Genomic DNA, 14,034 nt, shown 5'->3' with positions numbered 1-14,034 from the left:
TAAGACCGGAACGATCGGCGGCGGTAGGTCTCCCTCTTCTCCCCGCTGGGGAGAAGACAGGCAGCAGACGTCCCGCTTATGTGACATACAGCAAGATTAGGCGAACCTATTCAGGATATGTGACTCTTGTCGGCGACCCAGCCGCGCGCCTCAGCCCGCGCTCTCATCTTCCGGCTTGCCTGCCAGAGCCGCCTGGCTGTCGGCGGCGGCGAGCGGCGGTGGCAGGGCGACGCCGCGGGTGCGTTCGCGCAGGATGGTCAGAAGGCCCGAGCCGACGATCAGTGCCATGCCGACCAGCATCGGCATGTCGACGATATCGTTGAAGAACAGGTAGCCGAGCAGGATGCCCCACAGCATCTGGCTATATTGCGTCGGCCCGAGCACGGCGGCCGGCGCATAGAAGGCGGCATACATCAGCAGCACGCTGCCGAGCGCCCCCAGCAGACCGTAGCCGGCCAGCATCAGCCATTCCTCGCCGCTTGGCGGCACGAAGGACGGCAGCATGGCGACGCCACAGAGCAGCAGCGTGCCGAGCAGGCCGGCGCCATAGAGCGAGATATTCTTTTCCGACGGGCCGATGGCGCGGAAGATGACGATCGACATCGCGCCCGACAGGCCGGCAAACACCGCCCCGACATGGCCGATCGACAACTCGCGGAAACCGGGCCTGAGCACGACCAGAACGCCGATGAAGCCGATGATCACCGCACTCCAGCGCCGGATCCCGACCTGTTCCTTCAGGAACACCACCGACATGATGGTGACGAAAGAAGGCAGCAGGAAGATCAGGCAGAAGGCCTCGGCCATCGACAGATGGGTAAAGGCCGTGACGCTGCCGATCGATCCGGCGCCGCTGGAGAAGAACCGCAACAGCCAGAGCGGCCGGTTGGTGGTCTTGACCACGTCGACCCAACGGTCGGTGCGCTTGAGCAGGAAGGGTAGGGCGGCAATGCCGAAACAGGCGCCGAAGAAGGCTGATTCGATAGGGCTGATGCGACCGTCGATCATTTTCACGGCCGCGTCGCTGATGGAATAGGCAAGGAAGGCCGCGAAGGCCAGCAGAACACCCTTAAGGGTCATATCGGGAGACAAGGCAGCACATCCTGGGAGAAGGCGGGAGACCGTCGTGCTTAAAGCATGTCGTTGTCCCGAAAGTGGCCACCGGTTTCGGGACAACGACATGCAATAAAACAAAGAGATAAAAGCGTAAGGAGCGAATCTGAAAGATCGCGATACGCTTTAGGAGTGAAGTCCGTCTCCGTCAATTGAGTTTCTGCAATTCCTCGGCTTTGGCCGCGGCAATTTCGCGGAAGGCATTGACCAGCACCTCGGTCGGCTGCGCGCCGCTGACGGCATATTGCTGGTCCACGATAAAGAAGGGCACACCATTGACGCCCATCTGCCGTGCCGCATCGATTTCGCCGCGCACCAAGTCCTTGTCGGCATCGCCGGCCAGAAGCGTTGCAATCACCGGACGCTCGAGCCCACTCGTCTCGGCAATGTCCAGCAATACAGCGGGGTCGCCGACATTGCGGCCTTCTTCGAAATTGGCCTTGAACAGGGCGGCTGCCACCCTGTTCTGGATCTCGCGGCCTTCGGTGGCGGCCCAATGCAGCAGCCGGTGCGCGTCGAGCGTGTTCGGTCCGACCTTGATCGCCTCGAAATCGAAGGCAATGCCGACCTCGGCGCCCAGCTGTTTCAGCTGCGCATGGGCGCGGTCCATGTTACCCTTGCCGCCGAGCTTTGCCGCCAGCGCCACCTGGTGATCGACGCCTTCCGGCGGGTAGTCGGGATTGAGCTGATAAGGGCGCCAGTTGATGTCCACGCCGATCTCGTCCTGGATCTCGGCCACGGCAAGGTCGAGGCGCGCCTTGCCGAGATAGCACCAGGGGCAAACCACATCGGAGACGAGGTCGATGGTGATGTGCTTCATGGGGGTCTTCCTTTCCTGGCCGGGCGCGGCAGCGGGTGAGCGAACTCCCGCCACTTAAGAGCAATGGTGCATCAGTTCAACCGGTTACCAAAAGGGAACCGCCGGGGAGAGAGCCTGCAACCGGCCGATCACTGCGCCCGCGTGTCGAACCAGACCGGCAGTTGATAGCCGTAGAGCGGGGTCGTCTCCGGCCGGCCGATCCGTGTCCAGCGGGCCACCCACTGCTCGCCGATATGGTAGAGCGGCACCACGTAATGGCCATTGACCAGCAGGCGGTCCAAAGCACGCACGGAGGCCTGGAAATCCTCGTCGCTGCGTGCATTGACCAGCGCGTCGATCATCCGGTCGATATCCGGATCGGCGACGCCGGCATAGTTGAAACTGCCTTGGTTGTCGCGCGAGGAACTGTGCCAGCGCTGCACCTGTTCGGCGCCCGGGGACAGCGACGACGGATAGGCCTTGATGATCACGTCATAGTCGAAGCTGTTGGAGCGCGCCTGGTACTGGGCATCGTCCACCGTGCGGATCGACATGCCGATGCCGATCAGCGCCAGCGCCCGCTGATAGGCGAGCGCCATCTTTTCCTGGCTAGGGGTCTGCGTCATCACCTCGAAGGCGAGCGGCTTGCCGGCGCCATCCACCATCTTGCCGCCCTTGATCGTGTAGCCGGCCTTGGCCAGAAGCCCGACGCTTTCGCGCAGGATCTTGCGGTCGGCGCCGCTGCCATCGGCCACCGGCATCTGATAGGTGCCGGCGAGGATAGCAGGATCGATGCGGTCCTTGGCGGGGCCAAGCAGGGCCAGTTCGCGTTGGTCGGCCGGATTGCCATAGGCGCCGAGCTTGGAATTCTGCCAGTAGCTCTGGGTGCGCTTGAAGGCGCCGCCGAACATGTTCTTGTTCATCCACTCGAAATCGAGCGCCAGCGTCAGGGCCTCGCGCACGGTCTCGTCGGCAAAGATCGGCCGGCGCAGGTTGAAGACGAAGCCGAGCATGCCCGAGGGCAGGCCAGGCTGGAAGGTTTCGCGCACCACGTCGCCGCTTTTCGCTGCCGGAAAATCATAGGCCCGCGTCCAGTGGCTCGCGTCACCTTCTGGATAGATATCGACATCGCCCTTCTTGAAGGCCTCGAACAGCGTGCTGTCCTGCAGGAAATAGGTGACGGAAATCTCGTCGTAATTGTCGAAGCCGACCTTGGTCGGAATATCCTTGCCCCAGTAATCGGGATCGCGGGCGTAGACGATCTTCTCGCCCGGGCTGATCGACTTGATTTTGTAGGGACCGGATCCAACCGGAACCGCCAGCGACGTCTGCTCGAACGTCTCGGGATCGATCGCGTGTTTCGGCAGGATCGGCGAGCCCATCGCCAGGATGAGCGGCGTCTCGCGGTTGGCCTTGTCGTTGAAGGTGAAGCGCACGCTATGCTCGCCAACCTTCTCCAGCTTGTCGACGACGGTCAGACGGCGGTTATACGGCGGACGCCCCTTTTCCTGCAGCAGGTTGAAGGAGAAGATCACGTCCTCGGGCGTCACCGGCTGGCCGTCATGCCAGCGGGCTTTCGGGTTGAGGTTGAACTGCACGAAGGAGCGGGCATCGTCCCATTCGACGCTTTCGGCCAAGAGGCCATAAAGCGAAAAGGGCTCGTCGCTGGAGCGCTGCATCAGCGTCTCATAAAACAGGTTGCCGTATTCCGGGTCCCACATGCCGCGCGCGGTGGTGCGCATACCCTTCAGGACGAACGGGTTCAGCGCATCGAAGGTGCCGACCACGCCATAAGCGATGTTGCCACCTTTCTTGACGTCCGGATCGACGTAAGGGAAATGCGTGAAATCGGCTGGCAGCGCCGCTTCGCCATGCATGGCGATGCCGTGCACCGGCTCGGCCTGGGCAAGGCTGCAGAGGGGCAAGAACAGGAGGCTCAAGAGAAGACGCCGCACATCAGATCCTTTCGAGGAGACTGCAGATTCGCGCGCAAATTATCATGAACCTCCTTAAAACCAACACAGTGAGGGTCAAATAACCCATATTCGCGGCCTTTCTAAGAAATGGAACCAAAAGAAGTGCTGGATATTCCGGACGCCGCAATGTAACAGGATGGCCCATAGACCGAGGTCATCTATTTGCCTTATTTGAACCACAGGGGGTGGGCAAAGGGGCCAAGCAATCTCGGATCGGAACCGCGGTTCGACAGTGGATTTCAGGAGACGGATTTCGTTATGATGTTCAAAAAAGCCAGATCAGCGCGCGCGGCCATGTCCGCACTCGCCTTCACCATCGCCGCTTCCGGCGCCGCCCATGCGCAGCAGGCCGCCGCACCGGATGCGCCGCCGCAGGGCTGGTTCAAGACCTGCTCCAAGCAGGAAGACAATGACATCTGCACCGTGCAGAACATCCAGGTCGCGCAGAACCGCCAGATGATCATCGCCGTCGGCCTGATCTCGATCGAGGGCAAGATCAACCGCAAGCTCATGCAGGTTTCGGTTCCGTCGGCCCGTCTGATCCCGCCTGGTGTCATGATGCAGATCGACGGCGGCAAGGGCCAGAAGATCGACTACGCCGTCTGCTTCCCGGATCGCTGCACCGCTGAAATCCCGATGACCGATGCCATGATCGCGGCTCTCAAGAAGGGCGGCGAAGTGGTCTTCACTTCGATCAACTTCCGCCGTGCGCCGAACCCGATCAAGCTGTCGCTGGAAGGCTTCACCGGCATCTACGACGGCGAGGCCATCACCCAGAACCAGGCGCAGGAACGTCAGCGTCTTCTGGAAGAAGCCATGCAGAAGAAGAACGAAGAGAGCAAGAAGGCTCTGGAAGACGCTCAGAAGGCGGCCAAGGAAGGCCAATAACCGGCCCCTTCAACGTCAAGGTTTCACGAGAAAAGGCCCGGATTGCTCCGGGCCTTTTTTGCATAGGGTCAGCTGACAGTCGTTAGTGGGTGAAATTGGCCTTGGGCCTGTAGCGGCCGGCCTGTTCCTCGACGAAGATCTGCTGGACATGCGGATTTCTCAGCGGCTCGCCGCTGCCGTCATGTTCCAGGTTCTGTTCCGAGACATAGGCCACATATTCCGTCTCCGAGTTTTCGGCCAGGAGATGATAGAACGGCTGGTCCTTGTCGGGACGAACATCTGCGGGAATCGAGTTCCACCACTCTTCCGTATTGGCAAATTCCGGATCGACATCAAACACGACGCCGCGGAACGGAAAAAGCTTGTGGCGTACGACTTCGCCAATTCCAAATTTTGCGCTGCTTTGTTTCATGGTTCGATTTCCTTTCCTTGCTATATTTGGGAAAGACCTTGGCCAACATCAAGGGCTGCAAGGCTGAGTGTGATGATTCCCGTCAGGTGCGGCGCTTCCACGGGATGGGTGCAGAGGCCAGGATCACGCCGCCCATGACAAGCACGATTCCTGCCGCGTGATAGGGTTCGAACCGCTCGCCCAGGAAGACGACCGCCATGACGATCGAGATCGGCGGCATCAGGTAAAGCGTGATCCCGGCCAGCGCCGGGCCGAAGACGCGCACCGCATGCTGGAAACAGTAGAAGGCCGCTAGCGAGGCAAACAGGATGATCCCGCCGAGCTTGATCCAGTCGTCCAGGCTGTCGGGCCGCGGTGCCCCGGCCGTCCACTCGATGAGGGCAGGCGGTTGCAGCAGCAGGGCACCGGAGAGCGACAGCAGCCCGAACATCGCCAGCGGCTTGACGCGGCCGGTCGCTGGATGACGCAGCAGCATCGAATAGATGGCAAAGGCGATGGCCGCGACCAGAATGCCGAGATCGCCGACATTGAAGCGGAAATGCAGCACGGCCATCAGATCGCCCTTCAGCACGATGACGGCCACCCCGGCAAAGGCGATCGTCATACCGGCCAGTTCGCGCGCGGCCAGCGGCCGGCCCTGGAAGACCCGCTGGAACAGGATGATGAACAGCGACGATGTCGTGTAGATCAGCGTTGCATTCGACGCGGTGGTCCGGGTCAGCGCCCAATAGACCACGCCGCCGCAAATGCCCATGCCCAGAAATCCGAGCAGCAGCCAGAGACCGGTATGGTGGCGAACGAAGGCAAGGGCAGCCTTGCGGTCGGCGATCACGAAGGGTGAAATGATCAGCGCCGCACCGGCCCAGCGGATCAGCGCCGTGGTATAGGGGCCGATCTCGCCGGTGATGCCCCGTCCGAAGATCAAATTGCTGGAGAAGAAGACCGGGGCGAGAAAATACAGCGCCCAGTCCAGCGGCCGCGGCGCGCCACCATTGTTACTCATCAAATGAACCGATCCGGATTGCGTGACGAAATGAAGGATGCCCTCGGGCATATGGCAAACATCTGCGAACCTTATCGCCCCCTGCCGCCGGCGCAAGCACTGCTGATGCTCGATCCGCCGTTTCCTTGCGCCTGCCGATAATTCGCGCTACCTCACGGTGAGGGATGATACGAAGCAATGGCAGGAGCGACCGTGAGCAACAACAACTGGGGCAGGGATCAACAACCGTCGAATGCCGGTGGCAGCGGATCGTCCATGGGCTTGATCGTCGCCGTTCTTGCAAGCCTCGTCGTCGGCGCGGGCGGCGGCTACGGCGCCGTGCGGCTCAGCGGCCAGGACAAGACCGAAGCATTGCAGCAGCTCAGCACTGAAAAGGCCGACCTGCAAAAGCAGCTGGACCAGGCAAAGGCCGATCTGGCCGATCTGAGCGCCAGCGCGTCGAACGGCAACAGCACCGTGGCCGACCTGCAGGACAGACTGGCGGAGCGCACCCGCGAACTCGACCGGCTGAGCGAAAGCCTGTCGGCCGCAAGCGCTGCCCAGCAGAAGGAAGCAGACGCCCATGAGAAGCGTCTGGCAGCGCTTGCCAGCGAGCGCCGCGATCTGCAGGCTACGCTCGCCGCTCAGGAAAAAGCCCTGACATCGGCAGAGACCAGAACCGTCGTCCTTGAGCAGAGAGTCGCGGAGCTTTCGACGCAACTCAGGCAAACCGACGGCGCCGACCGGGAGGAGCTGATCCGTCTGACGAACATCGAACTGCCGCGCCTGCGCGACCGTCTGGCGCGTGCCGAAGAGCACGCTGCCGCCCTGGAATCGGCCAATGCGGATCTGCAGAACCAATTGACGGCCGCCGATAAAAGGATGGCCTCGCTCGAAAGACAACTGGCCGCGGCGCGCGACACGACGACCGAGCCTCCGCGAGACACGACGGCCGAGCCGGGACGCGAGCGGCCACCCGTTCCGCTGGATCGCAAGCGCCGCCAGGATAAGGTGGTCATCGAGGCGCTGAACAACACGCCGGGTGTCGAGCGCCTGTCAAAAGCGGACTACGATCGGCTGAAATCCATGCTGATTTCCGGTCAATGCGTCACTGCCGGCCTGGAGGCCGTGTTCGACCGCGTGCCGGTGATCACGCTGCGCAACCTGATGCGTGACCTGAAGAGCAAATGTTAGCCAATGCCGGGAGAGGCGACCATGATCTCTAGAATAGCAAAACGACTGCTGCTGGCCGTCATCGCCCTCTGTCTAGTGCCTCTGACCGCCATGGCCGCGGAATTCGAGCGCAACATCATGACCGGCGGCCCGAGCGGCACCTATATCCGCTTCGGACGCGATATCGCCAATCTCGGCAAGGCCTGCGGCCAGACGCTGAATGTCGTTGAAAGTGCGGGATCGCTGGAAAACTTCGTCGGCGTGCGCAATCGCCGCAACACCCAGTTCGGCATCGTGCAGAGCGACGTGCTGGAATATCTGAAGACCTATGAGGCCAACGATCCGGACGTGCAGCAGGCCGTGCGCGGCGTGCGCATCATGTTTCCTCTCTACAACGAGGAAGTCCATGTGCTGGCGCGCAAGGACATCGTTTCGCTGAAGGATCTGCAGGGCAAGAAGGTCGCCGTCGGCAAGAAGGACAGCGGCACCTTTCTGACCGCTTCCCTGATGCTCGATATCCTGCAGATCGGCTCGGTGGAACGCCTGCCCGACAATCCCGACCAGGCGCTTCCGAAGCTGCTTGCCGGCGAGATCGATGCCTTTTTCTATGTGGCCGGTGCGCCGGCGGCGCTGTTTGCCAATGCCGAGATCGACAAGGAAAAGTTTCATCTGCTGCCGATTACCGATGCGCCGCTGCTGGCCACCTACAATGCTGCCAATATCCCGGCCGGCACCTATTCCTTCATGGACCAGCCGGTCGACCTCGTCGCCGTCAAGGCCGTGCTGATGACCTATGACTACGATCCGAAGAAAAACGCCTATCACCGCGACAGCTGCAAGACGGTGTCCGATTTCTCGAGCCTGATCCTCAACGGCCTCACGGAGCTCGAAGAAACAGGCCATCCGAAATGGAAATCCGTCGATCTGACCGCGCTGCCGCCGGGCTGGCAGGTCGGCAGTTGCGTGAAGGTTGGGCTGGCTGTCGACTACAAGCCGACCTGTACGGCTCCCGCCACACCGCCGGCTTCGACCGACGCCAACGAGGAATATCTCAATCTGCTCAAGCAGCGCCTGAAGAAGTGACGGTAACGTCCCAATAAATCAGAAATATCTAATGCTTTGCGGCGTCAATCGCGCAAAAAAGAACCGGCAGGAGCCATCAAGCTCCTGCCGGTTTTTCGGTCTTAGCCGAGGGCCGTAAATGAGCCCCTGCCGGTTGGCCGATCAGGCCGAATAGTACATGTCGAATTCGACCGGATGCGGGGTCATGTCGTAGCGCATGACTTCCTGCATCTTCAGTTCGATGAAGCTATCGATCTGGTCGTCGTCGAACACGCCGCCGGCGGTCAGGAACTTGCGGTCCTTGTCGAGGCTTTCCAGCGCTTCGCGCAAACTACCGCAGACGGTCGGGATCTTCTTCAGCTCCTTCGGCGGCAGGTCGTAGAGATCCTTGTCCATCGGCTTGCCGGGATGGATCTTGTTCTTGATGCCGTCGAGGCCGGCCATCAGCATGGCGGCAAAGCCCAGATACGGGTTCTGGGTCGGATCGGGGAAGCGAACTTCGACGCGCTTTGCCTTCGGATTGGAGCCGAACGGAATGCGGCACGAGGCCGAACGGTTGCGGGCCGAATAGGCCAGCAGAACCGGTGCTTCATAACCCGGAACGAGACGCTTGTAGGAGTTCGTCGTCGGGTTGGTGAAGGCATTGATCGCCTTGGCATGCTTGATGATGCCGCCGATATAGTAGAGGCAGGTTTCCGACAGGCCGGCATATTCGTCGCCGGCAAACGTCGGCTTGCCGTCCTTCCAGATCGACTGGTGCACGTGCATGCCAGAACCGTTGTCACCGAAGATAGGCTTGGGCATGAAGGTCGCCGTCTTGCCATAGGCATTGGCAACCTGATGCACGACATACTTGTAGATCTGCATCTTGTCGGCATTGCGCACCAGCGTGTCGAACTTGACGCCGAGTTCGTGCTGGGCAGCGGCCACTTCGTGGTGCTGCTTTTCAACCGTGACGCCCATTTCCGACAGGACGGTCAGCATTTCGGAGCGCATGTCCTGGCAGCTGTCGATCGGCGGAACCGGGAAATAGCCACCCTTGACGCGCGGGCGGTGGCCGAGGTTGCCGGTCTCGTAGTCCATGTCGTCATTCGACGGCAATTCGCTGGAATCGAGCTTGAAACCCGTGTTGTAGGGGTCGGCCTTGTACTTGACGTCGTCGAAGACGAAGAATTCCGGCTCCGGGCCGACGAAGACCGTATCGCCGATGCCCGACGCCTTCAGATAGGCTTCGGCTTTCTTGGCGGTGCCGCGCGGATCGCGGTTGTAGCTCTCGCCCGAGATCGGGTCGAGAATGTCGCACAGGATGACCATGGTCGACTGGGCGAAGAACGGGTCCATGTGGACGGTGTCGGGGTCCGGCATCAGCACCATGTCGGATTCATTGATCGCCTTCCAGCCAGCGATCGAGGAACCGTCGAACATCACGCCATCGGCGAACATGTCGTCGTCGACACAGGAAATGTCCATCGTGACGTGCTGCAGCTTGCCCTTCGGGTCCGTAAAGCGCAGGTCGACGAACTTGACGTCGTTGTCCTTGATCTGCTTGAGAATATCATTTGCGGTCGTCATTTATCGTATTCCTTGAGTGAGATGACGATGTGGGAACCCGGTTCCGGTTGCGGAACCAGAGTCAACTAGATGGCATCTATGCCTGTTTCGCCGGTGCGGATTCGAACGACTTCCTCCACGTTGGACACGAAAATCTTTCCGTCTCCGATGCGGCCGGTTTGGGCGGCGTTGCGAATAGCGTCGATAACGGCTTCCACATTCTCGTCAGCCAGCACGACTTCAACTTTAACCTTCGGCAGAAAGTCCACGACATATTCCGCGCCGCGGTAAAGTTCCGTGTGACCCTTCTGACGGCCGAAGCCCTTGGCTTCTGTGACCGTTATACCCTGCAAGCCGACCTCCTGAAGAGCTTCCTTCACTTCGTCGAGCTTGAAAGGCTTGATGATCGCTTCGATCTTTTTCATGAGAAAATTTCTCTCCGCTTCCCTCATTATGGCAGGATTTCTACCCCGCTCGCCCTGCAATGATGCACGTAACGTGCCAATTTGGTCCGCGAAATGCGAGAAATATGCAAAAAACTCCGCGTCCCCACGCAATCTCGCTGAAACCCATGCAAAAGGCTAGAGCCATTTGCCTAATTTTTGTGAAGCCGGGGTGCATCTGCCAATCCGTTCACAATTCCTTCGGATCGCCTGCACAGGTGCCGGGTTTTACTGTATTAAATATAGGCAAATGCATAAAATATGCCCTGAAGTCTCGTGATTTCAACCGTTGTCTTCCCGCAGGAATTTGCGTTTAGTGTCGGCATGAAACCAGAGCTTCCCATGCTATTGCTGACCCCTGACGCCATGGCTGCCGTGGATGCCGCCGCGGCGGCCTCCGGCCTCGATTCGTTCGGATTGATGATCAAGGCCGGCGAGGCAGTGGCGGCTGCAGCCTTGCGGCTTTATCCCGGCGCGCGGCGTTTCGTGGTTCTGTGCGGACCGGGCAACAATGGCGGTGACGGCTATGTGGCGGCCACCGCGCTGGCTTCCTGCGGCGCCACCGTGGTCCTCCATCACCTTGGCGATGCTGCCCGCCTGACAGGGGATGCGCAAAAGGCCCACATGCGCTGCGGCCTGACCGGCCATCCGGTCGAGGCGTATCAACCGCTTCAGGGAGATGTGGTGCTCGACGCGGTCTTCGGTGCCGGACTTGCCCGCGATGTGCCTTCCGCCATAGCGGATCTTGTCGAGCGTGTTGCGACGGCGGGCCTGCCGGTCATCGCCGTCGACCTGCCGTCGGGTCTCGACGGGCGCACCGGCATGGTTCGGGGTGCCGCGTTCCGCGCCACCCACACCGTGACCTTCATGACCCGCAAGCCGGGCCATCTTCTGCTGCCCGGCCGCGATCTCTGCGGCCCGATCGAGGTCTACGATATCGGCATTCCCGCTCGCCTCGTGGAGGCCCATGCCGGAGACATCACGCTGAACCATCCCGGCGTCTGGACCGACAAGCTCCCCAAGGCTGCGAGCGATAGCCACAAATACCGCCGCGGCCACCTGACCGTCTTTTCCGGCGGATCCGCCGCCACCGGCGCCGCACGGCTATCGGCAATTTCGGGCCTGCGCGTCGGCGCCGGACTGGTGACGCTGGCCTCGCCGGACGAGGCGATGGCCGCCAATGCCGCCCAGACGACCGCGGTCATGGTCAAACCGGTCGATGATCTCCCCGATCTCCAGGCCTATTTGCAGGATGGCCGCCGCGGCGCCTTCGTGCTTGGTCCGGGCTTCGGCGTCGGCGTCAAGGCGCGCGATTTTGCCTTGGCCCTGAAGGATCGCCTGCTGGTTCTCGACGCGGACGGCATCACGGCCTTCAAGGAGGATCCGCAGTCGTTGTTTGTTGCCTTTGCCGGCGGCGACACCCGTCTGGTGCTGACGCCGCACGAGGGCGAGTTTGCGCGGCTGTTTCCCGATCTGGCCGCCGACACCTCCCTCGGCAAGGTCGACAAGGCCCAGGCCGCCGCGGCCCGCGCCCATGCGGTCATCGTCTATAAGGGCGCCGATACGGTGATCGCGGCCCCCGACGGTCGCGCCCTGATCAACGACAATGCCCCGCCATGGCTTGCCACCGCCGGCTCCGGCGACGTTCTGGCCGGCATGATCGGCGGGCTGCTGGCCCAGGGCGTGCCGGCTTTCGAGGCGGCCGCAGCCGGCGTCTGGCTGCACGGCGAGGCCGCCCGGCAGGCCGGCGAGGGCCTGACCGCCGAGGATCTGGCTGCCGCCGGCAAGCCGTTTTCGGCTCTGTAGCGCTCAAGCGATCATCGGAGGCGACGCGGGACCTGCGCAAGAAAACAGAAGCATTCTATAACAGCCGGCTGCGGCGGAGCATGCCTTCGCCTTCGAGCAGCGGATAACCGATCGACACCACCAGCGAGTTGATTTCCTTGAGGTCGCGCATCGTGTCGATATGCAGCGAGCTGGATTCGAAGCTGGCGACATTGCCGGCCCGCAGCCTTTGCAGATGCTGCTCTTCGCTGAGCCGCACCAGGTTGCGCACGGCCTCCTTGCGCGCCACCAGCTGGCGGGCATGCTCCACATCGGGATTGACCAGCAGGTTGAAGGCGAGGTGGGCATTCTTCACCACCTCGTTGTGCATGGCGGTCAACTCGCTCCAGCCTTCGCCGGAAAACACCGTCTTGCGGTCGTGCTTCTTGGCGGCCCGGGTCAGCATGTTCTGGGAAATGATATCGGCCGCCTGCTCGATCTTGATTGTCGTGCTGAGCAGGGTCTGACACTGGGCGGCCGACGCCTCGTCCAGCTCGCTCTGGGAGATGCGGGCCAGATAGAATTTGATGTCGCGGTGGATATGGTCGATCTCGTCATCCAGCTTGGCGATCTTCTGCATCTTGGCTTGGTCATAGGTCTCGTAGAGCTCGAAGATCCAGTTCAGCATGATCTCGGTCTTTTCGCAGACCGCCAGCACTTCGCGTGTCGCATTGCTGATCGCCTGTCGGGGATGGGCAAGATCGGCTGTGTTCAGCGAAGACAGACGCTCGTCCTTGTCCGCGACATGGTTGACCGGCGCGGGCGCTGCCAGCAGGCTTTCCAGCACCTTTGCCACGAGACCGCAGAATGGCAGCCCCAGCAGGAGCACGGCGGCGTTGATCGCCAGGTGGACCAGCACCACGGCGTCGCCCGGCTTGTCGGCAAACAGCGCCGGCGAAAGGTCGAAGGTAAATTGCAGACCCAGCGCCACCAGCGTTCCGAAGCCGCGAATGGCGACATTGCCGAGCGGCACGATGCGGGCGCTGGTCTCGGCATTTTTCGTCAGCATGGCGCCGATCACCGCCGCGCCGAAATTGGCGCCGAGCACCATGGGGATGATCAGGGCGCCGGGCAACAAGGCGCGATCGGCCAGCGAGGCAAACAGCAGGATGGTGGCGACGCTGGAATGAAAGGCCCAGGCGAGCAAGGCGGCCAGCAGGAAGGCGGTTATCCAGTCGCGCGCCAGGTAATTGAAGATCAGCGGCAGGATCTCGCTTGAGCGCAAGGGATCGGAGGCCTCGCCGATCAGCCGCAGTGACAGCAGCAGCAGGCCAAGCCCAAACAGAATGCGGCCTGCTTGCCGCAGGTCGCGCGCCTCGGAGGCCCGAAAGGCGATCGTGCCCATCAGCAGCAGAACCGGGATCAGCAGCGACAGGTCATGGCGCAGGATGCGCACCACGAAGGCCGAGCCGAGATCGGCGCCTAAAAGCGTGGCAATGCCGATCGCCGAGGACACGTAACCGCCGGCCACGAAGGACGAAATGATCAGGGCGACAGCGGTCGCACTCTGCAGGGCGACGGCGAAGAAAAAGCCGGCCAGCGCCGCGGTGATCCGGTTGCCCACCGCCAGCCGCAGCTTTTCCTTCAGGACATTGCCGTAGGCGCGCTCGATCCCGGTTCGCACCATGCGCGTCGCCCAGAGGAGCAGCGCCACCGCACCGGCGAGATTGATGAAAACGACAATGCCTGACATGAAAATTCCGGTCTGCGGACGAACGCGGCGAGAGCCGCGATCTCCATTGATAATGGCAGGGAAACTCCGGCAAATCCGATGGCGATGCAGGCAGAGACACGACTCAGGATATCCCAGA

At 61.6% G+C, this 14,034-nt stretch carries 12 protein-coding genes; 4 read left to right on the top strand and 8 right to left on the bottom strand.

Translation table 11 applies throughout. From position 1 onward, the window contains the following. Positions 1–150: 150 nt before the first annotated feature. The 3 genes from HFC70_RS15200 to HFC70_RS15190 all read right to left on the bottom strand — a co-directional run bounded on the left by HFC70_RS15200 (position 151) and on the right by HFC70_RS15190 (position 3,867). The gene (locus HFC70_RS15200) at positions 151–1,080 is read right to left on the bottom strand and encodes a DMT family transporter (RefSeq protein WP_168474297.1); all 930 of its coding nucleotides are present in this window, start codon (positions 1,078–1,080) and stop codon (positions 151–153) included. Between the two features lie 181 nt (positions 1,081–1,261). After that, complete coding sequence (locus tag HFC70_RS15195) at positions 1,262–1,933, bottom strand: DsbA family oxidoreductase (protein ID WP_168474113.1); 672 nt, start codon at positions 1,931–1,933, stop codon at positions 1,262–1,264. A gap of 128 nt (positions 1,934–2,061) precedes the next feature. Further along, positions 2,062–3,867, bottom strand: coding sequence for an extracellular solute-binding protein (locus tag HFC70_RS15190; RefSeq protein ID WP_168474112.1), 1,806 nt, complete (start codon positions 3,865–3,867; stop codon positions 2,062–2,064). Between the two features lie 279 nt (positions 3,868–4,146). On the opposite strand from HFC70_RS15190, the gene HFC70_RS15185 reads away from it, so the two are divergent. After that, positions 4,147–4,776, top strand: a complete 630-nt coding sequence (locus tag HFC70_RS15185) for an invasion associated locus B family protein (protein WP_168474111.1) — start codon at positions 4,147–4,149, stop codon at positions 4,774–4,776. 82 nt (positions 4,777–4,858) lie between these two features. On the opposite strand, the gene hspQ is transcribed toward HFC70_RS15185, so the two are convergent. Together hspQ and HFC70_RS15175 are read right to left on the bottom strand one after the other, a co-directional pair. Beyond that, the gene (hspQ, locus tag HFC70_RS15180) at positions 4,859–5,188 is read right to left on the bottom strand and encodes a heat shock protein HspQ (RefSeq protein ID WP_168474110.1); all 330 of its coding nucleotides are present in this window, start codon (positions 5,186–5,188) and stop codon (positions 4,859–4,861) included. Between the two features lie 82 nt (positions 5,189–5,270). Next, positions 5,271–6,191 (bottom strand): DMT family transporter, encoded by a 921-nt coding sequence (locus tag HFC70_RS15175; protein WP_168474109.1) that lies wholly within the window; start codon positions 6,189–6,191, stop codon positions 5,271–5,273. A gap of 192 nt (positions 6,192–6,383) precedes the next feature. Between HFC70_RS15175 and HFC70_RS15170 the strand changes: the two genes are divergently transcribed. After that, on the top strand, positions 6,384–7,364 hold the full coding sequence (locus HFC70_RS15170; protein WP_168474108.1) for a hypothetical protein: 981 nt from the start codon (positions 6,384–6,386) through the stop codon (positions 7,362–7,364). A gap of 21 nt (positions 7,365–7,385) precedes the next feature. After that, on the top strand, positions 7,386–8,426 hold the full coding sequence (locus HFC70_RS15165; protein ID WP_168474107.1) for a TAXI family TRAP transporter solute-binding subunit: 1,041 nt from the start codon (positions 7,386–7,388) through the stop codon (positions 8,424–8,426). A gap of 141 nt (positions 8,427–8,567) precedes the next feature. Here the strand turns inward: HFC70_RS15165 and glnA are convergent, their stop codons facing one another. Both glnA and HFC70_RS15155 read right to left on the bottom strand, forming a co-directional pair. Next, positions 8,568–9,977, bottom strand: a complete 1,410-nt coding sequence (gene glnA, locus HFC70_RS15160) for a type I glutamate--ammonia ligase (protein ID WP_168474106.1) — start codon at positions 9,975–9,977, stop codon at positions 8,568–8,570. A gap of 65 nt (positions 9,978–10,042) precedes the next feature. Then, positions 10,043–10,381, bottom strand: a complete 339-nt coding sequence (locus HFC70_RS15155; RefSeq protein ID WP_006727717.1) for a P-II family nitrogen regulator — start codon at positions 10,379–10,381, stop codon at positions 10,043–10,045. Between the two features lie 342 nt (positions 10,382–10,723). On the opposite strand from HFC70_RS15155, the gene HFC70_RS15150 reads away from it, so the two are divergent. Then, positions 10,724–12,205: an NAD(P)H-hydrate dehydratase gene (locus tag HFC70_RS15150; RefSeq protein ID WP_168474105.1), complete on the top strand. Its 1,482-nt coding sequence runs from the start codon at positions 10,724–10,726 to the stop codon at positions 12,203–12,205. Between the two features lie 55 nt (positions 12,206–12,260). Here the strand turns inward: HFC70_RS15150 and HFC70_RS15145 are convergent, their stop codons facing one another. Then, on the bottom strand, positions 12,261–13,916 hold the full coding sequence (locus HFC70_RS15145) for a Na/Pi cotransporter family protein (protein ID WP_168474104.1): 1,656 nt from the start codon (positions 13,914–13,916) through the stop codon (positions 12,261–12,263). Positions 13,917–14,034: the final 118 nt, after the last annotated feature.

This window comes from Agrobacterium sp. a22-2, from assembly GCF_012276985.1.
GTDB lineage: Bacteria > Pseudomonadota > Alphaproteobacteria > Rhizobiales > Rhizobiaceae > Allorhizobium.
This window is presented reverse-complemented; position numbering and strand designations above follow the sequence as displayed.